This window comes from Vitreimonas sp. (genome assembly GCF_036392335.1).
Classification (GTDB): Bacteria; Pseudomonadota; Alphaproteobacteria; order Caulobacterales; family Aquidulcibacteraceae; genus Vitreimonas.
Map to the genome: position 1 here is coordinate 79651 of NZ_DASVYD010000074.1, position 23781 is coordinate 103431.

15 protein-coding genes are annotated in these 23781 nt (G+C 60.7%); 12 read left to right on the forward strand and 3 right to left on the reverse strand.

Features of this window, described 5'->3' with window-relative positions; all coding sequences use genetic code 11:
* Positions 1–200: 200 nt before the first annotated feature.
* Positions 201–1010: a hypothetical protein gene (locus VF769_RS17930; RefSeq protein WP_331009803.1), complete on the forward strand. Its 810-nt coding sequence runs from the start codon at positions 201–203 to the stop codon at positions 1008–1010.
* 222 nt (positions 1011–1232) lie between these two features.
* Here the strand turns inward: VF769_RS17930 and VF769_RS17935 are convergent, their stop codons facing one another.
* The gene (locus tag VF769_RS17935; RefSeq protein ID WP_331009804.1) at positions 1233–1430 is read right to left on the reverse strand and encodes a hypothetical protein; all 198 of its coding nucleotides are present in this window, start codon (positions 1428–1430) and stop codon (positions 1233–1235) included.
* Positions 1431–1629: 199 nt separating this feature from the next.
* On the opposite strand from VF769_RS17935, the gene wecB reads away from it, so the two are divergent.
* Genes wecB through VF769_RS17975 form a run of 8 tightly spaced genes read left to right on the forward strand, consistent with a single transcriptional unit; the run spans position 1630 to position 14603 of the window.
* The gene (gene wecB, locus VF769_RS17940) at positions 1630–2745 is read left to right on the forward strand and encodes a non-hydrolyzing UDP-N-acetylglucosamine 2-epimerase (RefSeq protein WP_349258167.1); all 1116 of its coding nucleotides are present in this window, start codon (positions 1630–1632) and stop codon (positions 2743–2745) included.
* Positions 2742–4001: a UDP-N-acetyl-D-mannosamine dehydrogenase gene (wecC, locus tag VF769_RS17945; protein WP_331009806.1), complete on the forward strand. Its 1260-nt coding sequence runs from the start codon at positions 2742–2744 to the stop codon at positions 3999–4001. The genes wecB and wecC overlap by 4 nt, the downstream gene beginning before the upstream one ends.
* A gap of 13 nt (positions 4002–4014) precedes the next feature.
* Positions 4015–6648 (forward strand): bi-domain-containing oxidoreductase, encoded by a 2634-nt coding sequence (locus VF769_RS17950; RefSeq protein ID WP_331009807.1) that lies wholly within the window; start codon positions 4015–4017, stop codon positions 6646–6648.
* Positions 6629–8752, forward strand: coding sequence for a glycosyltransferase (locus VF769_RS17955; RefSeq protein ID WP_331009808.1), 2124 nt, complete (start codon positions 6629–6631; stop codon positions 8750–8752). The genes VF769_RS17950 and VF769_RS17955 overlap by 20 nt, the downstream gene beginning before the upstream one ends.
* 5 nt (positions 8753–8757) lie before the next feature.
* The gene (locus VF769_RS17960) at positions 8758–9579 is read left to right on the forward strand and encodes a class I SAM-dependent methyltransferase (RefSeq protein ID WP_331009809.1); all 822 of its coding nucleotides are present in this window, start codon (positions 8758–8760) and stop codon (positions 9577–9579) included.
* 15 nt (positions 9580–9594) lie between these two features.
* Positions 9595–11610: an alginate lyase family protein gene (locus VF769_RS17965; RefSeq protein ID WP_331009810.1), complete on the forward strand. Its 2016-nt coding sequence runs from the start codon at positions 9595–9597 to the stop codon at positions 11608–11610.
* A gap of 10 nt (positions 11611–11620) precedes the next feature.
* Positions 11621–12421 carry an ABC transporter permease gene (locus tag VF769_RS17970; protein WP_331009811.1) on the forward strand — a complete coding sequence of 267 codons (801 nt, stop codon included), beginning with the start codon at positions 11621–11623 and terminating at the stop codon, positions 12419–12421.
* Entirely contained in the window at positions 12414–14603 is a 2190-nt protein-coding gene (locus VF769_RS17975) for an ABC transporter ATP-binding protein (RefSeq protein WP_331009812.1), read from the forward strand. Before VF769_RS17970 ends, VF769_RS17975 begins: the two co-directional genes overlap by 8 nt.
* Here VF769_RS17975 and VF769_RS17980 read toward each other — a convergent pair whose 3' ends face one another.
* The gene (locus tag VF769_RS17980) at positions 14604–16289 is read right to left on the reverse strand and encodes a class I SAM-dependent methyltransferase (protein ID WP_331009813.1); all 1686 of its coding nucleotides are present in this window, start codon (positions 16287–16289) and stop codon (positions 14604–14606) included.
* Between the two features lie 238 nt (positions 16290–16527).
* Between VF769_RS17980 and VF769_RS17985 the strand changes: the two genes are divergently transcribed.
* The 3 genes from VF769_RS17985 (at position 16528) to VF769_RS17995 (ending at position 22207) form a co-directional block, all read left to right on the forward strand.
* A complete protein-coding gene (locus tag VF769_RS17985) occupies positions 16528–17025 on the forward strand; it encodes a hypothetical protein (protein WP_331009814.1) in 498 nt (165 codons plus the stop codon).
* Between the two features lie 219 nt (positions 17026–17244).
* Positions 17245–19215: an asparagine synthase (glutamine-hydrolyzing) gene (asnB, locus tag VF769_RS17990; protein WP_331009815.1), complete on the forward strand. Its 1971-nt coding sequence runs from the start codon at positions 17245–17247 to the stop codon at positions 19213–19215.
* A gap of 40 nt (positions 19216–19255) precedes the next feature.
* Positions 19256–22207: a radical SAM/SPASM domain-containing protein gene (locus VF769_RS17995; protein WP_331009816.1), complete on the forward strand. Its 2952-nt coding sequence runs from the start codon at positions 19256–19258 to the stop codon at positions 22205–22207.
* Here VF769_RS17995 and VF769_RS18000 read toward each other — a convergent pair.
* Positions 22200–23756 (reverse strand): glycosyltransferase, encoded by a 1557-nt coding sequence (locus tag VF769_RS18000; protein WP_331009817.1) that lies wholly within the window; start codon positions 23754–23756, stop codon positions 22200–22202. The two genes, VF769_RS17995 and VF769_RS18000, sit on opposite strands and share 8 nt — an antisense overlap.
* Between the last annotated feature and the right edge of the window lie 25 nt (positions 23757–23781).

The window sequence follows — 23781 nt, forward strand, 5'->3', positions numbered from 1 at the left end:
TTGGCGCGCACCTTACCCAATGTCGCCCCCAGAATGACCCGCCGGGGTTGTATTCCATGGCCGACCCAAAAGCGAGTCCGCGGATCGAGTCTCTGGCATATTTGCTCTTGATGTCGTTCTTAACAATGCTGGACCAAAGCGCTGCCGGCGCATCAACTACTCCTATTGAATAGCGTCACTCCAGCGCTAGGATGACCTGTATGCGATGGGGTTTCATCTTTGCCGTTGCGCTTGCCGGATGCGCGCCCCATGACGAGGGGCGCAAGCTTGTCAGCCTGCAGGCTGAGATTTTCCCCGATGGACAGCCTGCGGACACCAGAACAGATCTGCTGCGCATTCTCGACTGGACTGCGCGCAACGCCGACATGAGCGACGCTCCGGAGTTCGATCAGTTGACAGTGTCAATGCTGCGCGAGCGCTCGGCGCTGGAAATGTACGCCCATGCGTACCGCCCTAACGTTGCCGGCGGCTATTGCTCTGTGACGGCAGTGTTCAGCGCCATGGTCTTTCGCGAGTTCGGGTTCGACGCCCTCAATATCGATTTCGGTGCTGTCGAAGGCTCAATGACACATGTGACAACGGTGGTGTTCAACCCCTTTGGCCAACGTCAGTTCTACATTTTGGACCCCACGTTTAATTTTCACGTCGAGCGCCCAGACGCGACATGGGCGCCTCTGAATGAGATCCTGGCGCGCGCGCCTGTCCGCATCGTCGAACGCCCCACTATGCGCGATCAGCTCTGGCCTTTGGGGCGACCGGTCCCAGCCGCCTATGGCAATTGTGAGCCGGGTCCAGGATTGCTAGTATGCACCCATCCTAACGACAGCCTGGAGCGCTTCATGAGCACGCATGCGCGCGAGCTCGACGCGCTGGGTCTCGACCCTACGCCTTCCGCGCTGTTCGATCTGCTGAGACTGCGCGTGTACTCCATTACGGGCGGAAGCGCCGAGGCGCGCGCCGCACTGCAAGAACTGCTGGCGGCGCATGACGTACCTTTGGGCCCTAGCTGATCCCCTTCTGCTGAACCCCCACATCCAACGCTTATACGGCGGATTCAGATGGTGGGACGGCATCATTCTTCGATTTGCCTGACGGCCGCGCGCACTTGGTGCACCGGCCAACACCACGCCGGCTGCACGTGTTCGCCAGCGTGCCTCCAACTGGGCGATACTATACAAATTGTTCTTCGAGGCGTACGAGAAACCACGTCTGCGAGACAGCAAGTCATGCTTTTACACAATATCTTGCAGACAATGCACCGATCTTTTGAGGATGCAGGGCTTGCCGCTGATGAGCGCGGCTTCGTCGGGATTGTCCGTTTGAATTATTGCGGAATTCAGGGAGGCGACGCGCCCGGCCAAGCCCTGACTCGCGGACTGGAGGAAAGTGGTGTTTCCATCGGCCCCAACTGAATTGACTGCAATGATCATCGAGCGCCACCCGCATCATCGCTTACCCCTGAAGGCACGCGCAGAGCGTCGGGTGCCCATCCCGCTTGACTGAAAATAGGAGGGTGTCCACAAGGGCCGGGACAACCTGTGGGCGGAACGACGGGTTGCAGGCGCGGGGGGCACTGCTTTGAGCGACGGTTCAAATGGGCGGACCGTATCGGGCGGTGCAAATGCACGTGTGCGCCTCATGGTGGTTTTCGGTACCCGGCCGGAGGCTATCAAGATGGCTCCGGTGATCTCCGCAGCGCGCGCCCACCCAGAGATCCATGTTCACGTGTGCGCTACCGGACAGCATCGGCAGATGCTTGATGAGGCGATGCGCGTATTCGATCTGAAGGCAGACTCAGATCTCAACATCATGCGCCCCAATCAAAGCCTTGGGGACATCACGGTTGCGACGATCCAAGGCGTGCAAACCGCGCTCGAAAGACACCCCAGCGATTGGCTGCTCGTGCAGGGCGACACAACTTCGGCGTTCGCCGCCTCGCTCGCCTCGTTTTATATGAAGGTGAAAGTCGCCCACGTTGAGGCGGGGTTACGCACCGGAAACAAGACTCAACCTTGGCCGGAAGAGGCCAATAGAAGGCTTGTCTCCGTGGTGGCGGACCGACACTACGCACCGACGGCCCAAGCGCGCGACAATTTGATTCGCGAAGGGATTTCAGAGAAAGACGTCGTGATCACGGGAAATACAGTGATAGACGCGCTGCTTGACGTGGCTGTGCGCCTCGACACTAACCCCGTCATGCGCAGGGAACTCGATACAAAGTTCAATTGGCTTCAGGACTCACGCCGCAATCTTGTCCTTGTCACGGGTCACCGCCGCGAGAGTTTTGGTGAAGGCTTTCAGAACATCTGCCGGGCATTGTGCGATCTGGCGTCCAGGCCAGATGTCGAAATTGTCTATCCTGTGCACCTCAATCCGAACGTTCGAGGGCCGGTATTTGAATTGCTTTCCGGACTCGACAATGTGCATCTGATTGAGCCGGTAGATTACGTATCGCTTGTGTACCTACTCAAACGCTGCCGCTTCGTCCTGACGGATTCTGGCGGCATTCAGGAAGAGGCGCCGTCGCTCAACAAACCGGTGCTCGTGATGCGTTCCACCAGCGAGCGTATGGAGGCGGTGCACGCGGGAGTCGCCAAACTCGTAGGGACAGAGTCCCACCGCATTGTCGAAGAGGCGGTGCGGCTGCTCGACGATGCCGAGATATATGAAGCTATGAGTGCGGGAGCGAATCCATTTGGCGACGGGCTATCCGCAAAACGCATCATTGAGGATTTGCTATCATGACGCAGCCATATTCGACCGTTTCCGTTATTGGCCTTGGTTATGTCGGCCTGCCAACCGCGGCCACGCTCGCGGCCGCCGGTGTTAACGTCATTGGCGTCGACAAGTCGTCGGCGGTCATCGACCGAATTAATCAGGGGCTTACCCACATCATCGAGCCGGACCTGGATGCAGTAGTCCAGCGTGTGGTGCGCGATGGCAAACTGCGCGCAACCCATCACCCGGAGCCCGCCGAAGCCTTTTTGATCGCAGTGCCCACTCCCATCCGCGAAGACAATTCGCCGGATATGGCTATGGTCGAATCGGCGGTGAACTCGATTGCGCCAGTGCTCAAGAAGGGCGATCTGGTTATTATTGAATCGACGTCGCCGGTCGGCACGACCGAGCGCGCCGAAGCAGCTCTGAGCCACGCGCGGCCAGATCTGAGATTTCCAAGTGATCATCCGAACGCGTCGGATATCCTGATGGCCTATTGCCCGGAACGCGTTTTGCCGGGCCGCACGCTGACCGAACTTGTCGAAAATGCACGCTTGGTCGGCGGGCTTGACGAAACAAGCGCGGCGGCCGCTAAGCGGCTCTATCGCATCTTTGCAAAAGGCGACATTCGCGAAACTCACGCACGCGTAGCTGAAATGTCGAAGCTCTCTGAAAATGCGTTCCGCGATGTCAATGTCGCGTTTGCCAACGAATTGTCGCTCGCGTGCGATGCGCTAAATGTCGATGTTTGGCAGGTGATCGAACTCGCCAACCTTCACCCGCGCGTCAACATCCTGTTGCCGGGGGCTGGCGTGGGCGGCCATTGCATCCCGATTGATCCTTGGTTCATCCACCACGCTGCACCGCAATGCACCCCTCTGATTCGCACCGCGCGCGAGGTGAATCTTGGCAAGACCGATTGGGTAGTGCAGCAAATTCGCCGCAACGCTGGACTTTACACCACGCCGCGCGTGGCGCTGCTCGGCCTTTCCTACAAGCCCGACATCGACGACTTGCGCGAAAGCCCCGCGATGCACGTCGCCCAAGCTATCGCCGGCCAAGACTGGCTGAACGAACTCAATATCGTGGAGCCGCACATCGAAGAGCTACCCCCGGCGCTCCAAGGAAGGAACAATGTGCGCCTGCTTCCGCTTGAGGACGCCATCGCCAATTCCGACGTGGTTACGCTGTTGGTGTCCCACAACGCGTTTCGTGATCTGAACCGCACCATCCTTGCGGGAAAGAGCATCATCGACACCTCCGGCGTCTTGCGCGCGGCCTAAGCGAAAAGATTCCATGAGACAGGTACTGTTCAGCGGCCAACAAGCCGTCATCGCACGCATGCCGCGGCCGGCCATCGCCCCCGGTACTGTTCTGGTGAAAACGCACTTTTCGCTCATCAGTACCGGCACTGAGCTTGCGTCCTTACGCCCGCTGAGCGCAGGCACAGCAGGCACGACCACAGCCGAACGAGTGAGCGATCTCTCTAACCGAGCTAAGCTCTATCTCGGCAAGGCGGTGCGCGATCCTAAAAAGGCCGCCCAAAAGGTCGCCGAGATTCTTCGCGGAGCCATGCGCCCGCCCCCCCCTGCGCCGGCCGAGCGAGGCCCATCAATCGAATTTGGCCCGCTCGATTGGACTAATCAGACCGCGCAAACCTGCAAGAACAAGGGCGGCGGCGCACTAGCCCTTACTACTGATACTTCGGAAGCAGGTTACCAGGCCACCTCACAAGTCATTGAAGTTCCAGCTGATCACACTTTGGCGCTGCGAGTCAAAGGCGGCGTTGAGAAAGGCGCGATCGCGTTTGGCCTGCTGAATCACGACAAATCGCAATGGTTGGGCATTTATCGGGTCGACGACGACAGCTTCGATGAGGTCTTCCATTTCCATCCTGCAGGCTCACCAAGCGTCACGGTGATGATCACCAACGCCGGCACCAAGGAAGAAAATCGCCTCACGCTCACCCGCGCCGATGTTGTCCTCTCTCCTCCCGATGGGACCGGTCTCGCCGTCTCCGAGATGACGGACGTGGGTTGGAATGTGGGCTATTCGCTTGCTGGCGAAGTCGTTGCTGTAGGCGATGGCGTTGAGGATCTGACGCCGGGAGACCTCGTGGCTTGCGCCGGCGCAGGTCAAGCCAATCACGCCGATTATGTTGCAGTGAAGCGCAATTTGGTGTGCCGGATTCCACGCGGGTGCCCCCCCGATCTTGCAGCCACAACCACGGTCGGTTCAATCGCGCTTCAAGGCGTACGCCGCACCCTGCCGCAAGTCGGCGAAACCATCGCTGTCGTGGGGCTTGGCCTTATTGGCATGCTTACGGTGCAGATATTGCGCGCCAGCGGCGCGCGCGTCATCGGCATCGATTTGGACCATGAGCGCGCTGTACGCGCCGCAGGCCTGGGCGCTTGCGCCACCGCGACGGATCCCAAAGCCTTTGAGCGCCTAGCGTATGATATCACATGTGGGCTTGGCGTCGACGCCACGATTATCACCGCAGCCTCCAAATCCGACCGATTAATCAACCAGGCGATGGACATCACGCGCCGTAAAGGCCGCGTCGTGGTGGTCGGCGATATCGGCCTCAAAGCGGAGCGAACCGCCTTCTATCGCAAGGAAATCGATCTGCTGATGAGCACGTCATACGGTCCAGGACGGTATGACCGCGATTACGAAGATTTTGGGCGCGACTATCCAGCAGCCTACGTCCGCTGGACGCTCAATCGCAACATGCAAGCTTATATGGAGCTCATTGCCGACCGGCGCATCGACGTGCGCTCGCTGATAGACAGGGTGGCCTCCATCGATCAGGCGCCCAGTGTTTATAGAGAATTGGCGGATTCACCGACGGCGCCGCTTGCGGTGCTTTTTCAGTATCCTGACGACGCACGTCCGCTTCCTCAGCCTCAAGATGCTCCACTCATCACATTGCGTGGTCATCGTGCGCCGCGCGAGGATCGCATCAACTATGCCCTGGTCGGCGCCGGCGGTTTCGGCACCGCGATGCTCGTCCCACAAATGGAAAGGCGTAAGGACGTCTTCTTCTTGCGGGCGGTGGTGAGCCGCGACGCGGTGCGCGGCGGCAATTTCGCGCGCAGTAAGAGCGTAGAGAAATTCTGCTCCGAGCTGGGACCGATCCTCACAGACAAGGACATCAATCTTGTAGTGCTCGCCACGCGGCACAATGAGCACGCCGATCAAGTCGTGCGGGCGCTCGAAGCGGGCAAGCACGTATTTGTTGAAAAGCCACTCGCCTTGTCATGGGACGAACTTGACCGCGTGCGAAATGCCTATGCAAGTTTGAAAGAGCCACGCCTCCTCATGGTGGGCTTTAACCGGCGGTTCTCACCGGCGCTCCAGGCGCTTCGCAAAGATCTCGCGGCGCGCATCGCGCCGGTGATCATCAACTACCGCCTGAACGCCGGCTATCTGCCGATGGATCATTGGACCCAAGGTCCAGAAGGAGGCGGACGCAATATCGGCGAGGCATGCCATATGTACGACGTGTTCCGCTCGATCACGCGCGCGCCAGTAAACTCGATTGGCGCAAGCGCAATCGATCCGGGCTCCGCCGCTTACAAGCGAAACGACAATTTCGCTGCGACGCTCACCTATAGCGACGGCTCGATCGCCAATCTCGTCTACACAGCCTCTGGCCCGAAGGAGGGTATGCCGAAAGAGCGCATTGAAGTCCTCTGCGGCGGCGAAGCTTGGATCGTCGACGATTTTAAGAGCATCACGCGTTGCAGCGACGGCAGAGTGTTATGGAGCGGTGCAGTCGACAAGGGTCATTTCGATGAACTCTCCAGCTTTGGCGATTCAATCGTGAACGGTGAACCGTCGCCGATCCCGATTGAAGAGATATTCGAAACCAGCGCAGTCGCCCTGCACATCGAGGATTTGATCCATGGGCGGCATGACGGCTGACCACCATTCCACGTACATCATCGTGGACGTCGCCACACGCGCGACGGCCACGATCAGGGACCACCGGCTGCAGCGCTTCACCGAGAGGCACGAGTTCAGCATCGACGCGCCGGACTTCGTGATCGGTCAGGATGTCGAACGCCTCGCCGCGCAAGCCGGCGTTGGAGGGATAATCTTCTCGCTTGATCGCGGCGCCCCCGGACTCACGCTGCTGCGCAAGTGCGGGCGACTACTGCGTGCAGGCGAGAGAGTATATTTCTATTGGCCGGAAGAGCGAGCGCTTGAGGTGCTAGATCGTGAGCGTCTCGCCTCGTTCTGGCGTCTGTGGTTCGTCACCCGCGTTTACGGGCGCTGGCACGCGCGACGTGAGGCGAGGAAGGCGCAGTTTGACAGCGCGGCATTACATCCGACAGCCGGCGGAGTCTCTACGGGCGTGGCAGCACCTGCAACGTCGGAGCTTGCGGCGCACCTCGATCGCATCATCGGCGAGGCCTCCAGCCTCAAGGTGCACAATGAGGGCGCAGTCGCGACTTTGCGCGACCTCTCGCGGCGCTACGCTGAGGACGGCCAGGAGGTGGCTGGCCGCGAAATGTGGGGCGTCGCTGACTATGTCGAAGCCGGATTGCCCGTGCTCGACCGGGTTCAGCAATTTGCCACCGCTGCAGCTGATGCATTGGGGGCAGCGACATCCCTGCACGCGCTGCCGCCGCCGCCGCCGCAGCGCACGCTGCCAGTGCAGACGGCGATGGAGGATGTGCGCGCTCTGATCGCGATGGCGCAGCCTGCCGAGTTCAGGTTAGAGAAGGCGCCCAACCCGCGGGTACCGCTGACGAGGCCCGGCATGTACGCTCGGCTCGATTTCTGGGCGCCGCTGACCTCCGGCGGCAGTTATGGCCACACCGTCTACCAAGCCAAGGCGCTGTCGCGCACGACGCAGGATTTCGCCTGCGTCGTCGCTAATCCGTTCCGCACGCTGGACAAGCTCGGCGTACGCCAAGTGGTGGTGCAGCCAGAACGTCGTGAAGGCAACGAGACCAATATCGTCGACGCCAACCGGTTCTATTACGAGAGGCTGAAGCCGGTGATCGAAGCGATGCGGCCAGCCTTCATTTTCGAACGCCTGGTGCTCGGCAGTTACGTCATCGCCAAGATCTGCCGGGAGCTCGGTATTCCCTACATCGCGGAGTATAATGGCTCCGAGATCTCGATGATGCGTAGCTTCAGCGGACAAGGCTACGACAACGAAGACTTCTACCTTGCGGCCGAAGAATTCGCGTTCAAGCAGGCGACGCTCATCAGCGTCGTATCCGAGCATGTCGGCGCCGATGTCGCCAAGAGGGGCGTGCCTCGGAGACGCATTCTCACCAATCCGAATGCTGTCGAACTGGATGCCTACGCGCCCGCCCCGACCGAGGAAAGGCGCGCCATCCGGGCCGAACTTGGATTCGGCGACAGCGATCGCGTGATCGGCTTCATCGGCACCTTCGGAGGCTGGCACGGCGTCGATGTGCTCGCCGGTTCGATGCATAAGATACTGGCGCGCGCGCCCAATGCGCGGTTCCTGCTGATCGGCGACGGCAACCTCAAGCCGATGGTGCTTGAGGCGATCGAAAAGCACCGATTGCACGAGCGAGTGAAGGATGTCGGCCGCGTGCCGCAGACGGAGGGCGCGCGGCTCCTCAAAGCATGCGACGTGCTCGTCTCGCCGCATTCGAGCCACATGGTCGACAGCAAGTTCTTCGGCTCGCCCACCAAGCTGTTCGAATACATGGCGATGGCAGCCGGCATCGTCGCCAGCGACCTTGAGCAGATCGGCGAAGTGCTGGCGCCAGCCCTGCGCCTCGAGGATCTGAGGAGCGGTCGCACTGAAGCCGGCCAGAACCGGGCACTACTCTGCGCGCCAGGGAACGAAGATGAGTTCGTGGAGGCGGTGCTTGCGCTTGTCAACAATCCTGCACTGTCAGCCGCGTTGGGAAAAAACGCCCGACAGGCCGCGGAAAGATATTATACTTGGGATCAACACGTCGCCGACCTGTGGGCGGTGCTGAGTGGAACTGAACGGCACGGCTTTCACGCCGACCTCGCGACAAAAGGGATCGAGTAACCCTGATGGATACGACAGCCCTCGCCACCGGCGACCATTACAAGGACGAAGTCCAGCGCCAGTGGGACCGCGACGCCTGCGGATCGCACTACGTGAAGGATGCCGAGGCCGGCACGCTCGATTTCTATCTTGAGGCCGAACGCTATCGCTACGCGGTCTATGCGCCGTGGATGTTCGAGGTAATGGAATTCGCGAAACACCGCGGGAAGAAGCTGCTCGAAGTTGGCGCCGGGATGGGCACCGATCACGCGCAGTTCGCCAAGCACGGTGCCATTACCACCGATTACGATCTCTCATCCGGCCACCTGGCGCACGCCAAGCGCAATTTCGAACTGCGCGGGCTCAAGGGCGAGTTCGTGCATGGCGATGGCGAGTGCATGCCGTTCGACGATGCGATGTTCGATGTCGTCTATTCTAACGGCGTCATCCATCACACGCCGAACACGCAAACCGTTCTCGATGAGATGTACCGCGTGCTGAAGCCCGGCGGACGTATTATCATTATGGTCTACGCGGAAAACTCGCTGCACTATTGGCGCAATCTGGTGGTTCGAATCGGTGTCGAGCAGCAGCAGCTGGAAACGCGCTCGATCGGTGACATCATGTCCGAGACGGTGGAAATTTCAGAACACGGCAGCCGGCCGCTGGTGAAGGTCTACACACCCAGACGCCTTCGCCAGATGTTCCACCGCTTCGAGGATGTGCGCATCTGTCAGCGACAAATGGTGCCCGAGGAGCGACCGGCCTGGCTGACCTGGGTGCCGACGTCTGTGCTGGGACGCCTTATGGGTTGGAATCTGATCGTCAAGGCTTACAAGCCGCGCTGATCAGGAGATTTCGCCGTGACCAGCCTTTTGAAACGCGCCCGCACGTTTGCGCTTTTGCGATTCAAGCAGGCCAGGCGTTCGCTCGAAAACATGATGACGCCGCCAACCAGTCTCGACAAAGAGCTCGACGAGACAGGCCGTTCATTTGCGGAATTCCTGCGCCAGCGCCGCAGCGCGCCCCGCCACTATGTCGAGCTGGGTCGCGCTCACATCGCCGCGCTGAAGACGCGCGAGCCGCAGCGCTGCGCGCTGCTCGTCGAGGACGCCAATCGTATTGTTCGCCATGAATTCGATTTGCTTGGTAGCGGGTTCTGTCTCTATGCCGACCCCGAGCGGTCCCCACGGCGTGGCTATCAGCCGATCGATTGGTATTTCGATCCAGTGCGCAATCTGCGCTTCCCGCGTAAGGTGCCCTACAACGAGTGGAAACTCTACGAGATGCGCCCCGCGAACGCGGATGTGAAGTTTCCCTGGGAGCTGTCGCGCAGCCAGCACTGGGTAACGCTAGGCCAAGCGTGGGCGCTCACGGGGGACGCCAAGTACGCGCAGGAAATTGCCGATCAGCTCGACGATTTCATGGAAGCAAATCCCGTTGGGTTCGGCGTTAATTGGACCTGCACGATGGATGTGGGTCTGCGTGCTGCCAATTGGTGCTTAGGGTTGGCGCTGGTCCAAGACGCAAAGGTACTGGATAACAGCTTCTGGCGGCGCGCCTATGGCGCACTGTTCGAGCACGGCCGATTTATCCGCGCCAATCTGGAGAACACTTATGAGGTGACCTCCAACCATTTCCTTTCCAACGTCATTGGCCTGCATTACCTCGGCGCCGAATTCGCCGACGTGCTCTCAGGCCAACGCTGGTATGAGTTCGCGGAGAAGGCACTCGAGACCGAAATCGACGTGCAAGTGCTACCAGACGGTGCCGATTTTGAGTCCGCGGTCCCCTATCACCGACTGGTAACCGAGCTTTTCCTTGGCTCGGCCCGCCTGTGCCAATTTCGTGGCGCGCCGCTCTCGTCGCACTATCACGACGTGCTGACTAAGATGGTCGACTATGTCGTCGGCGTGATGCGGCCCGATGGGCTGATGCCGGTGATCGGCGACGCCGATGATGGTAGGCTGCACATCTTCTCCGATCAGGGTCGCTGGGACAGACAAGACGCGCGCCACTTGCTTGGGCCCGCTGCGCTATTGCTCAACCGCACGGATTGGCTGGCCGCGCGTGGTGGTGAGGCGGTGTGGGAAAGTGTCTGGTGGGGCTTCGATCCCGCCGATGTGCCGAGCGGCGCTGGCTCACCGCCAGCATTCGTCCAGCTCTTCCCCGACACCGGCGTTGCGATCGCACGCCGTGGCAGCAACTATCTTGCCGTAACCAACGGCGTCGTCGGCACCAAGGGATTCGGCAATCATAAACATAACGAGCTCTTGGGCTTCGAGCTGCACGTTGACGGCGCGCCGGTGTTCATCGACACGGGCTCGTATGTCTACACGTCCGACTTCGACGCTCGAAACATGTTTAGATCCACGGCGGCGCACAACACCCTGATGGTGGATGGGGTCGAGCAGAACGAAGTCAATCCGGAGTGGATATTCCGGATGTTCGAGAAAGCCGACCCCAAGCACGAGCATTTCGGCGAGGAAGGTGATATAATTATTTATCGCGGTAGCCACACCGGCTATGCGCGGCTGGCTGAGCCCGTCACTCATGCACGTTGCTTTCGTTTCGATCTCGCCAGCGGCGCGCTTGTCATTACTGATGAGGTCACCGGCTCGGGCCGGCACCACCTCGACTGGTTTTTCCATGCTGCCCCGGGAGTCGGGTTGGAACTCGCCGGCGCTGGCGCCGTATCAGTGGATGCTGGTGGCGTGTCACTGCGCCTTACTCATGATCCACGGCTCAAGGCCCGGATCGAGCCGGGCTGGGTCGCCCCCTCCTACGGCGTAAGACGACCTTCGAAAACTCTTGTGCTCAGCTGGGATGGTGAATTGGGCCCTCCACTGATAACAGAAAGCCTGATATCGCGAGCTTAGAGGCGGGTAGATGATCGCGGCGCTTAGACTTGCCCAAGCCATTGCCGAGCACCGGCGACTGCTGTTTGCTACAACGCGCGTTGAATTCCAGCGGCGCTACGCTGGCTCGGCGCTCGGCATGTTGTGGGTAGCGCTCAACCCGCTGCTGTTCCTCTGTGTCTACATGTTCCTGTTCCTGGTCGTGTTCAAAATGCGCCTGCCGGGGCTTTCGAACCTGGGCTACGTGACGATGGTGTTCTCCGGCTTGGTGCCGTTCTTAGCCTCGATGGAGGTGGCGAGCGTTTCCGCCGCATCGCTGAAACAGAATATGCATCTGATCAAGAACGTCATCATGCCGATCGACCTCATCCCGGTCCGCGTCGTGCTGATGGCGATGGCCACGCAAGGCGTTGGGCTGATTTTGCTGATCGGCCTCGCCGGGATCGACGGGGCGTTGGGCGCTAAGGTGCTCTGGATGCTGCCCCTTGCGCTGCTGATCCAGTTCTTCTTTCTGCTTGGCTTTGCGCTCATCTTTGCACCGCTCGGCGTGCTAGCCCCGGACATCAATCACGCCATCGGCACACTAATGCTGTTCTTGATGTTCCTGTCGCCGATCGCCTTCGACCAATCTATGGTGCCTGAACCCCTGCGCTTCATCACCATCCTCAATCCGGCCAATTACCTGATCGAGTCGTTTCGCATGGCGGTTTTGAACCATCGCGTCATAGACTGGAATGTTTATGCGATTTTCGCCGCGCTCGCTATGGTGGTGCTGGTCATCGGCGCAACGCTGACGCGCCGCTTCAAGTCGGTGGTGGTCGACTATGAATGACATCGCCATCCGCGCGCGTCATGTAAGCAAATCCTATCGACTTTATGACACTCCGAGCGACCGCCTACTCGATCTGCTCGGGCTATTGCCGAACGCGAAGAAGAAGGTGCGCCAGCACCTCGCGGTGAACGACGTCAGCTTCGAAATTCGGCGCGGCGAAAAGATCGGCCTCATCGGCCGCAACGGCGCCGGCAAGTCAACGCTACTGAAGATGATTACGCGCGTCACCGATCCGACCAGCGGCACACTAGAAGTGCACGGAGAATCCCGCGCGTTGCTGCAGATAGGCACCGGCTTTCATCCAGATTTCACCGGCCGTGAGAACGTCAGGGCCTACCTTGCCAGCCTCGGGGTGGGCGAACGCGAGGCCAAGCCGCTGATCACGGACGCAATCGAATTCGCCGAGCTGGAGAATTTCGCCGATCAGCCGGTGAAGACCTATTCCACCGGCATGGGCATGCGCCTTATGTTCGCCGCGTCGACAATGATGAAGCCCGACCTGCTTGTCATCGACGAGGTGTTGGGCGTCGGCGATGCCTACTTCCAGCGCAAGAGCTTTGAGCGCATCCGCGAGATGTGCGAAGGGCGAGAAACGACATTGCTGTTGGTTACGCACGATGTCTATTCCGCCGCGAGCCTGTGCGATCGCATGATCTGGATTGACCATGGCCGCATCCTGATCGACGCTGACCCGCCCACTGTGACGCGCGCTTACGAGGACGCCGTGCGCGAACAGGAAGAGCGCCGTCTCAGGCTAAAAGCGCTAAAATATGCCGGCGAACGCGGCGAACGCGCGCGCAAGGAGCGCCTGGTCGTCGAAATCCAGTCCAAGGACAACCAGCCGCCACTCGCGCCGGTCTGGTTCTGCCGCGCGACGCTACTGCAATCGGGAGTGCCCGTTGCCAGCCTGCGCTTTGGCGAGGACGCATTCGAAGCGCGTGGTGGCGCCAGCCTTCAGCGTGAGGGCTCCAATTGGGGCGACCTGGCAACCATTGAGGGCCGTCTGGCGCGCCCGCTGCGCACCCATGGCTCGCCATTCCACAAGGTCGCCGGCGTGTTCGAAATTGACGCCGTGGATACGATTGAAGCGCGCGATTTCGCGATCGCCATCGACTATTATATGGAAGCACCGTCCGACTTGCGCGTCTCACTGACGAGCGCGGAGTGGCGGGTCGATTTGGGCGTCCTGCCGCCTCTGGAGGAACGCGCATGGACCACCCACGAGGCCGTCGCCACCACGCATGCGGGTGGTGAGGCAGACGCCAATCTTCCCCCGGCGCTTAACATCAGCGACTGGAACAATTGGTCGGTGGTGGCGGACGGGACCATCGTCGAAATCGGTCCGGACCTGCTCAACCTCGCCTGGCACGGCGCGCCGGGACCTTATTTGATGATGGGCCCGCCAATCCACGTCTCGCCCGGCGCGAGCCTCCTGTTGCCGATCTCCGCGTCGGTGAAAAGCGGTCGCCTGGGGATCGGCGCGCTGAACGATGCAGGCCAGTGGATCAACACACATGAAATCATCGGCACCGAAACCAAGACGCTGGATTTCGCCGCGGGCGAGACCGCCCACCTCACGCTGGTGCTCTACTCAGCCGCGCCTGAGCCGCTCGCCGCGCAACTACGTCACGCCGACGGAAGCGAAATCGACTCCAGCGTCAACACGCGCGGCGTCTACGGCGCGGGCGACATTCGTATCGAGAGCTTCCGCGTGATCGAACAGAACGGGCGGGAAACACCGGTCCTGGAAGTGAACCGGGCGGCGGCGTTCGAGCTTGCCTACGCCATTGCCCGTCCGGACCTTCGCGAACGCGCGCAGGTCGTTCTCGCCTTCAAGCGTCACGGCGTCGAAGACGTGTTTCGCGTCATCTGCCGTGAACTTCTGTTCGACGGGAGCGAGATGCCGCGCGGGGTTGTGCGCGCGAATCTTGACCCGCTGCCGCTGGCGCCGGGTGACTATTCGATCACCGTCCTTGTGGCGGCCGAGGGCTATTACGAAGAGACTCAAGACCTCTATTTCTCGATGAACCCGAAAGTGTATTTCGCACAATCGGTCGCCGCCGAGATCTCCGTGGCAGGCGCGAGCCAAATCCACCAAGGCACGGCCGTCGTCGGCGTCGCCGAGTGGCATATGGAAGGCGCAAACACTGGCGCGACCGCGCAACGGCTCAAAATCGTGTAATTACGCTGGACGGCGCGAGACCGTAAAGATGAGTTCGCGCAGCTGCGGATGCTCATCCGTCAGACGCCAGAGCGCAAGATGCTCCCCGCGCAATTTGCTCATGCCATAACCGGAATAATTAAAATATCTCTCATCTAAGACTTCGTGGCCGACGCGCTTGAGCATCCAGCGGATTTCGTCTGGCAGATATTCCCTGTGGTGACCGAAGAACGGCGGTTCGGCTTCGAACTGATGCTCAATCGGCGGAAAAACAGTTTTGCCAGAGATGAACTTCTTTCTGTTGTAGACGTAACCGAGATTGGGCGTGTCCAGGACCAAGACGCCGCCCCGCTTCAGCACGCGCGTGATCGCTTCGAGCGTCTGTCGTGGCGTATGTGGCACGTGCTCGATTGCTCCCATAAACAGAACGACGTCATAATGGCCCTCGCCGAACCTCATCAGATCGTAGCCGACATCCGCCACATCGATCACATTCACACCGGCTGTGCGCATGATTTCCGCGAACGGTTCCAGCGCACCGGAGAAGGCGCCGCCATAAGCATCGAGGGCGTCGACCTGATGACCCGCGTGCGCCATCGCGATTGAAAAATTGCCAAAATACGCGCCGAAATCGAGCACTTTCGCTTTGCGTGGCGCAAAACGCTCGACCGCATCCAGCGTATGCGCCACGCGGATGGCGCTGAGTGAAATATAGGGCGCCCAATCCAAGTTTCGCAGCTCAGGCGAATTGCGGCCCATCGCCGAGAGGTCACGGCCAGGCAGCAGCTCCAAGACTTGCGAGGTGGCCGCGTTCGTGTGCTCTGCGATTTTCAGGCCGAAGCGGCCAACCTCTTGGGCCAAGTCCAGCGTGACGACATCATCGCGCGCAGCGCGCGGAAAAATCATTTCGCCGACGGGAACGCCGTCGTCGCTCTGACCGCCGCCACCGCCAACGCCGACCCCAGCGTCGACAAGTGCTTGCGGGAGCTCCTTCATTTGGGCAGCAAGCGCCGCCTGGACTTCCCAGAGCGTGCTTCTGCCGATCTCGAAGCCTTGCACCATGTTGTGATCGAGCGCGTCGAGGCGCGCGGCGATGATGCCGATCGCCCTATCCAAACGGTCGCCCAGGGCGACCAGCGTTTCGTCAACCCGCGCGAAACCGCGCGTGAGGTCTGTAATCCTGGTCTGAATTGTAACATTGCTCTGATCGAGCCGTTCCCCCAGCGCGACGAGCGTCTCGTCGATGCGCGCGAAACCCCGCGTCAGGTCGGCAATGTTGTTTTGAACAGCTGCACTGCCCTGATCCATCCGACCGCCGAACGCAACCATGGTCTCGTCGAGACGGCCAAAATTCTCCACGAGGTGGACTAAGGTTTCCTGGTGAGACGCCGCCGCGCTCCTCAGCATGGTTCCCAGCTCTTGCTGGGCCGACTCCGCAGCGTCTTGTCGGGTGATCAAAGCGAGCTCCAGATCGTTGAGGTTCGTGACCTCGCCGATCAGTTCATCCAGCGTGCTCGACCCCGCGGCGTTGGCTTCAGCCAGCGCTTCTACGCGCGTCAAACTCTCCTGCAACGTTGTCACGTAGGCCGACAGCAGCCGCAATTGCGATGACAGCTCTGGAAACAGGAGAGCCGCCGCCTCCAGTTTCTTCTGAGCAGCATTCTGTGTTGGTTCATCGTCTGTGGATGCGTCGGTGGAAATGTTCATTCTCATTGGATCATTAGAGAGCTTGTACAACTCATATAAGTCATTTTCCGCCCCCGTCACCACGTCCCTCAACCGCCGCCCCATGCTCGCCAGCCCATACACAGATTACCCCCAATCACGACCGAAGCGCGACTGGGCGTGCTTGACGAGTGCCCCCGCCTGGCGCAGGAAATGGCCGGTTTGCGACCGTCAAAGGGCCATCAATCCTTCGAAACTCGTCTTGCAGAGGGCAACGCACTTGAATTGGACAACTCTGAAAATGCTCGCGGCGGCCCTTATTCTGGGAGTCGGTGCGTCATCTTGCGGCCAAAACCAAGGGGCGGAGGTGCAGGCTCCTGCGGAGGTGCAGGCTGCGGCCAACTTCGTGACTCTGTCCGAGTGGGGCGCTCTGGTCGATGGGGTCACCGTGCTTGCTCAAACCGACAACACCATCCTTGTGACGGCGAGTCCAACGGTGCAGGGCTACCAGGTTAGCCAAAATGTGTCAGCCGGCAGCGCGACCACCATGATTCTTCGCTACGATATCACGGTACAGGGTGGGCCGGGCTATATCGGCGTCCTGAAGGGCGATGGTTCCTCCTGGTTGGGCAACTTTCCACTTGAAGCCGATCGGCGGTCCACGGGCGAGCAAACGGTGCCGGTCAGCGGCGACGTGCAAATCGTGCTGCAGACCAACCAGGGCTCGCCCGCCAATACCACGTTCACGCTCCACAACGTGCAATACGCGCTGCAATAGGTCGGCCAGCGTCGGTCGCGGCGGCATGATAGCGACCCCAGTCCAGCTGAAGATGATCATTCGCGCCAGCGCGACATAGGGCGTATTATTGATATTAAAGTCGCAAAGCAGCGCAGCGCGCTATAGCCCGCCTGCTCGGGTGCGGCGCTGTGCTAGACCTCAGCTTGCATCATGGGACGCGGAGACGCTAGACGTCGCTGCACCGTTGGGGATAGCTTCATGTGCGGCATAGTTGGTTCATTCAATCCGTTTGGGGCGGCGGCCAGCGAAGCCATGCTCACACGCATGCGCGATCGCATGGTCCACCGTGGCCCAGACGGCGGGGCCAATTGGCGCTCCTCTGATGGCCATTGCGCACTAGGCCACCGCCGGCTCTCGATCATCGATCTCTCGGCCGCGGCTGACCAGCCTATGAGTAACGCGGCGGGGAACGTAACGCTTGTCTTTAACGGCGAGATCTACAATCACGCCGAGCTCCGTAAGGAGCTGGAGTCTCTGGGAAAGTATTCCTGGAAGACCAACCATTCAGACACGGAAGTTTTGCTGCACGGTTACGAGGAGTATGGCCTCGCCTTCCTCGATCGGCTCTACGGCATGTTCGCGATCGGAATCTACGACGCGCGCAATCCCGCCGCACCGGTTTTGCATCTCGTGCGTGACCGCGTCGGCATCAAGCCGCTCTATGTCACGCGCACACCGAAGGGCGAGTGGCTGTTCGGTTCCGAAATCCGCGCGCTGGTGGCGCATGACGACGTGCGGTGCGAAATGGACCGGACAGCGTTCTGGCATTACCTCACCTTCATTGTTGCGCCCGCCCCGCTGACCATGTTCAAGGGCGTCTTTAAGCTGCCCGCCGGCTACCTGGTAACGATCGATCGGGAGGGCCGTGCCAAGGCGCGACAATGGTGGGATTGTCGGCCTTCGGCGGCGACCACATTCAAAGAAAGTGATCTGTCCTTTGACGAAGCGGCAGAAGAACTGCTTCGGCTAATGCGGCAATCGGTGAAGCGGCGCATGGTCTCGGATGTGCCTTTCGGCGTGCTGCTCTCCGGCGGCGTGGATTCCAGCCTCAATGTTGCGCTGATGGCCGAACTAATGGACCGGCCTGTGAGCACGTTCACCGTCGGTTATGAAACGCACGAGGAGTTCAACGAGTTCGAATTCGCGCGTCGCCACGCGCGGCGCTACGGCGCCGAGCACCATGAAACGCGCATCAGCTCCCAGGAAGCACTGGATTTTCTGCCGCATCTTGTGGAATTGCAGGACGAGCCGATCGCCGACAACGTCTGCATTCCACTCTATTTCCTCTCGCGACTTGTGCGCCAATCCGGCACCACGGTCGTGCAAGTAGGCGAAGGTGCCGACGAGAATTTCCTCGGCTATTGGTGGTGCGATCATTACCTCCAGAAGCACCAGAGCGTGTATAAGCCGGCACGCCGCCGCCTTTCGCTGGGCCTTCTCGAAAGTCAGGAAGACAAGGACATCCGCCGCCGCGCCGATAATGGCGAAGAGCTGTTCTGGGGGGGCGCGGTGTGCTGGTGGGGCGGACTGCGCCAGCAGCTTACGCCGGACAAATCGCCGTTCCAGGACGAGATCGAATGCCCAATCGACGGTCTGTTGCCGCCGGGTGTGCGATTGCTCGACAGCCACGCCGTAGTGAACACTTATCTCGGCGATCTTGCGGGCAACCTCGTCGAACCGGACGTGCTGCAGAAAATTCCTTACATGGAGATGAAGAATCGGCTGCCCGAGCACTTGCTAATGCGCGTCGACAAGATGACGATGGCGCATTCCATCGAGGCACGCGTACCATTCCTCGACCACGATGTCGTCAATTTCGCTATGCGCCTGCCCCCCTCATACAAATTGCGCGATGGCGTGGGGAAGCGCATCGTGAAAAAGATCGCCGAGCCTTACGTCGACAATGACCTCGTTTATCGCAAGAAGCAGGGCTTTGGCGCACCGATGGACAAATGGTTCCAGGATCCGACATTCGGCCGCGAATGCATGGCTGCGTTCATGGGCTCAGGACTGCGGCGCGACGGCTATTTCGACAATGAGTTCGTCGAGACGTTGCTGCGCAATCAGATCTCTGGGGCATCGAACTGGGGTTTCCACTTGTGGACCCTGATGAACGCAGTGTTCTGGTACGAGCGCTGGGTGGAGCCGCGCGCGCGGGCGGCCGCATGAGCGTCCGCCATTGGGGGCGGCTCCCCAAGCGGAGGTGGATATGAGCGCGGAGCAGCCTCTGAACGCCCGCAAGCGTGGTCGAGCGCTGTCGGCGCACGCGCTGAAAGCTGCGGGCGTTGGCGCTATCACCGTGCCGAGTGGTCCGGGTGCGCTATTCTTGAGCCTGCGTTTGCGACAGCAGGTTGATGGGCTGCGTTGCATGGCCCTCTCGCCCGATGGGGCGCAAATTGCCCAGGCGCCTTTATTCGGCGACACGCGCGTACAAGCGCGCCTCCCCATTCCGGATGGCCCCCGGCGTACGCTCCACATCCAGATCGAAGATGGCGAGCACAGAAGTCCGGACATCCTCGATGCACGCACGGCGGTGCGTTCCAACAGCGATGCGTTCGCACTGCCGCGCTGGACAACGAATGCGGCTCGCTGGCGCGGCGACGCACTCGAAGTGCTGCACACTGGCGAAGCGCTGCGTGGACCCATCCTGGAGTCGCGTCACAGCGTCTCAGGCGAGGTCTCCTTTGAGGCCGTGAGCGACACCCCGCTCGTGATCGGCCTCTGGCTGCGCGACGTGGATCGCCAAACCATCGCTGCTGGACGTTATTGGCTGGCCGATGGACCAATTCGAGCGATCACGCCTTTCCGCAACTTGCCACCCGGACGGTACCAGCCCTCTGTCGTCGCGCAGTATTTGCTAAGCCGCGAGCGGCCGACGCTGCACGCCGTCGACGTGCACTTGCGCACGGAAACTTCAGCGTCCTGGACCGATGAGCACGACACCTATCTGCCGCAATGGGGCAAGCTGGAGCGCTTGATCCACCGCGCGTGCAAGCGTTCGCCCGCGTTCAATGCGTTCGTGCAAGGAATAGAGTTCCGGCTTGGCCGCGAAGAACTTATAAGTATGCCGCGCTACATGTCCTTCTGTCCAACCGGGCAATGCAACGCGCAGTGCGATTTCTGCTCGGTTACAATCAATCGCACTGGCATAATCAAAAAGGAAATTGACCGCGAACTGATCGACCGCTTCACCGCACCGGTCAGGCGCACGGTCGCGATGTATGGGCTTGAAGGCAACGGCGAGCCAACATTGCATCGCGGCTTTCCCGAACTCGTTCAAGGGCTCACGGCGAGCGATTCCGAAGCCTACCTGATCACTAATGGCTCGCGTTTCTCCGAACAGCTACTCCCCTCACTGATGCGGCTGGAATCGGTAAACGTGTCGCTCAACGCCGCAACCGCCGAAACGCATCGCGCCGTGATGAAGCTCAAAGAGCATGACACCGTAGTCGAGGGCCTGAAACGGATCGTACAAACCCGCGGCTTCCAGGACCCAACCCTTCAGGCGCCCACCAATCCAAGGGTGTCGGTTTCATTCGTCGCGACGCGCCAAAACGCACACGAAGTCGAGCAATTCCTGACGCTCGCCGAAGACGAGATCGGCGTCGATGTCGCGTTGATTCGCCCGCTCTCGGAACTCGGCAACGAGCTGGGCTCGGTTGAAGACCTACGCGACATCGTGCCGTTCGAGTCCGACCTGCGGGATCTGATCGACGCCGTCGAAGACTACAAAGCGCACACACGCCGCAAGCTCGAAATCCGCTTCGAAGCCGAAGCGTTCAAGTCGGTGCGTCCCGATCCACTCGGCCAAGTGCGTCGTCCGCTCGGTATGGAGAATCGCCTGCTTGCGCCGCGCCCCCGCTATTGGAGCGCCTCCACCGCGGAGGTCTCGCTGACCTGGCAAACGAGCCGCGCGTTTCTGAGCGGCCGCGTCGGCGATTCGAGCGCCGCTTGGGAAGCGGTGTCGGCACCGATCCCCGTGCTTGAGAATGAAAAGCTGCGGCTGATCCTGCATCCATTGATTCGTTCCGGCGCACTGGAAGTCATCGTTGAAGGCGACACGCCAGCAGATATTGTCTGGCGTCAAATGCTGAGTTGCGGCGCTGAAGATGTGAACAGTGAAATCGGCGTCGGGCACCGGCGAAAGTTACGCTTGCGCTTCCGCGTCGCTCGCGAGATCGCCGCGGAGATCGACTTCGAGTGCTTGCGTACGCCGTCAGCGCCGGTCGAGGGTGCCGAACACGTCCTGCGTAACGCGCGGTGGGAGGTCTGCCTGCCCAATATGGAAGCGCACACCTCCGCCGGCCGCGCACGCATCCGCTATGAGGGCGCTGCAGGTCCTTATCTACTGAAGAGCTATGCTCTGCCCGTTGAGCAAGGCTCTCGCGTTCGCGTCAAGTTCACGGCGCGCGTCAACAAGGGCGAACTAGGCGTTGGCCTTTTGAGCAGCGATCAGAAAACATGGCTGGCGACCAGCACGGCCAAGGACGGCAGCGTCGAGCTTGAGGCATGGAGCGGTCAGGACAGCACCGTGCGCCTGGCTGTCTATGCCGCAAACGATGGCGAACTTGCGGCCGAACTGGATTTGTCTGGTGCGACGATCACCAATGAATCAGTGTCCGAGGAGGACAGCCTCGTCGCGCTGCCTCCGCCCTCGCCGAGCAGCGCCGAGCTGGAAGCCGAACCGGTGCAAATTGCGGCGCCGCCGATGGATAAAGGGCCGTTACGCCTAGTCGCGCTCGAAGAGCCGACGGGTCGCAGCAAGAGGTATTTCTGCCACAAACCATGGAGCGATCTCCACAATTTCACCGTCGATGGCCGCATGGACGTGTGCTGCATTGCGACCGGGCCTAGCCAGGAACGCTATAGCCTAGGCAATTTGCGCGAGCAAAGCTTTCAGGAAGTGTGGAACGGCGCGACGGCCAAGCTATTCCGCCGCACGGTCAATTCCGACAAGGTCCTGCCGCCCTGTGCGCGCTGTCCGATGGGCTACCAGTATCATGGCACTTGGTATCACAAGGAGCACACGCTGGGGCAGATCGCGATGTGGCTGCGTCAGCAGCCAGTATTCAGGCCAAAATTCATGCACCAACCGCAGCGACTGGTGAGCAGCCTCTTGCGCCATTCAGTGAGCGCGCTCTTTTTCCGAAATTTCAGGTAAGCGCGTTCACCGCCGCCGTCAGCGCTTCGACGCGTTGCGCCCAAGTGTGCTTGGCAACAGACTCTTCGCGCGCAGCCTCTCCCAGGCGCCGCCGAAGCCCTTCGTCACCGCACAGTCGCTGCAACGCGCCCGCCAGCGCTGCTGCGTCTCCCGCCGGCGTCAGCAGCGCTGTCCGATCATGAGCCAGCACCTCAGCGAGTTGCGCCAAATCTGACGCCACTATCGCGCGGCCCATGGCCATGTATTCGAACAATTTCGTGGGCGAGCCAAAGAATTCGCTGCCGTCCGGGTTGGGCACGGTTGGCGAAACGAGAATGTCCGCCGCAGCCAGATGCGCTGGCCCTTCGTCCTGCGGCACAAGACCGGTGAACGTCGCGCTCCCAGCAAATCCTGCATCCTCGATGATGCGCTCTGCTGTCCCGCGCTGCGGGCCGTCGCCAATCATCAGCAAGCGCGCGGTGCTGCTCGGCACCTGCCGCTTCAGCGCGCAGAACGCTTCGGCCAACAAGTTCGCTCCGTGCCACGCGCCAAACGTGCCGATGAAGGCTATGACGATGCTGTCCCCAAGGCCGTAACGCTGACGCACTCCAGCGCCGCTAACTTGGGGCGTGTAGCGTTCGGGATCGACTGCATTGGGGCACAACAATAGTCGATCACGCGAAGCGCCGAGCGCCGCCGCTTGAGTCATCAGCGGTCGAGACACCGTCGTCACCAAATCCGCGGCGCTAAGCATCTTCGCTTCGATCTCAAGCGCGATGTCGCGCGCGGACGGCGGCACCCCCCAATGATCGCCAACCCACACTTCTGAACCATTATACTCTAGAACCAGCGGCACATCGAAATGGCGCGCCAAAGTTGCGCCAGCGTAGCCATAGAGGGAATGCCGCTGGTAGACGAAGCGCGGCCGCGGCAGCCTCTTTCCCGCGTCGACTAGAGCTGCGTTGAACGCCAACAAAGCCCATTCAGGCTTCGGATAGCGCCTCCATGACACCTGTACTCTCTCGATGACCGGAGACAAGGTCGGCACGTCGTGGCTCGTCAATAGCCGAAGCGGCAAAACCCTTCTGGCAAGCGCGTTAAGCATTCCTGCTGTGTGTGCGACAGCGCCGCCGGCTTCGAGCCCGAACCACAAATCCGGGCGCACTACGAGCGCGCCATCGCCGTCCCCTAATCGCCTTGCCGGACGCGGCTGAACCGCCAGCAAGTCACGGCTGAGGCGCGCGTGCGCTGCTCGCCACGACTGGACGCTGGAGACGGCGCGCAGCGCGATGCGGGGCAGCTCTACCCAGCCGATCAACCGCCTCTGCCCTCGCAAGTCCTCGATTTGCGCATGCGAGCGGGCGAGCGACCGCGCTGCCAGAATCGGCTTATCTGTCAGCAACTCGTCAATACTGTCGACACTGAGCACTACCTGCTCATAACGTAGCAGCGCGCCTAAGGCCGCCGAACCACGCAAACGTGCGCGGATTACCTCGGAATCCCATACGTCTTCATCCGCGGAGGGAAGAAAGGCGCGCCGCGACAGATTGAGACGAAGTCTCCGAGCCACTGAACCTCTGCGCCACAGCGGGTCA

Excerpts from the sequence above, each read along its gene's own strand:
- VF769_RS17955 (WP_331009808.1), top strand. The coding sequence starts at position 6,629 with ATGGGCGGCATGACGGCTGACCACCATTCCACGTACATCATCGTGGAC.
- wecC (WP_331009806.1), top strand. The coding sequence starts at position 2,742 with ATGACGCAGCCATATTCGACCGTTTCCGTTATTGGCCTTGGTTATGTC.
- VF769_RS17995 (WP_331009816.1), top strand. The coding sequence starts at position 19,256 with ATGAGCGCGGAGCAGCCTCTGAACGCCCGCAAGCGTGGTCGAGCGCTG.
- VF769_RS17970 (WP_331009811.1), top strand. The coding sequence starts at position 11,621 with ATGATCGCGGCGCTTAGACTTGCCCAAGCCATTGCCGAGCACCGGCGA.
- VF769_RS17935 (WP_331009804.1), bottom strand. The coding sequence starts at position 1,430 with ATGATCATTGCAGTCAATTCAGTTGGGGCCGATGGAAACACCACTTTC.
- VF769_RS17950 (WP_331009807.1), top strand. The coding sequence starts at position 4,015 with ATGAGACAGGTACTGTTCAGCGGCCAACAAGCCGTCATCGCACGCATG.
- VF769_RS17960 (WP_331009809.1), top strand. The coding sequence starts at position 8,758 with ATGGATACGACAGCCCTCGCCACCGGCGACCATTACAAGGACGAAGTC.
- VF769_RS17975 (WP_331009812.1), top strand. The coding sequence starts at position 12,414 with ATGAATGACATCGCCATCCGCGCGCGTCATGTAAGCAAATCCTATCGA.
- VF769_RS17980 (WP_331009813.1), bottom strand. The coding sequence starts at position 16,289 with ATGAACATTTCCACCGACGCATCCACAGACGATGAACCAACACAGAAT.
- VF769_RS17930 (WP_331009803.1), top strand. The coding sequence starts at position 201 with ATGCGATGGGGTTTCATCTTTGCCGTTGCGCTTGCCGGATGCGCGCCC.
- asnB (WP_331009815.1), top strand. The coding sequence starts at position 17,245 with ATGTGCGGCATAGTTGGTTCATTCAATCCGTTTGGGGCGGCGGCCAGC.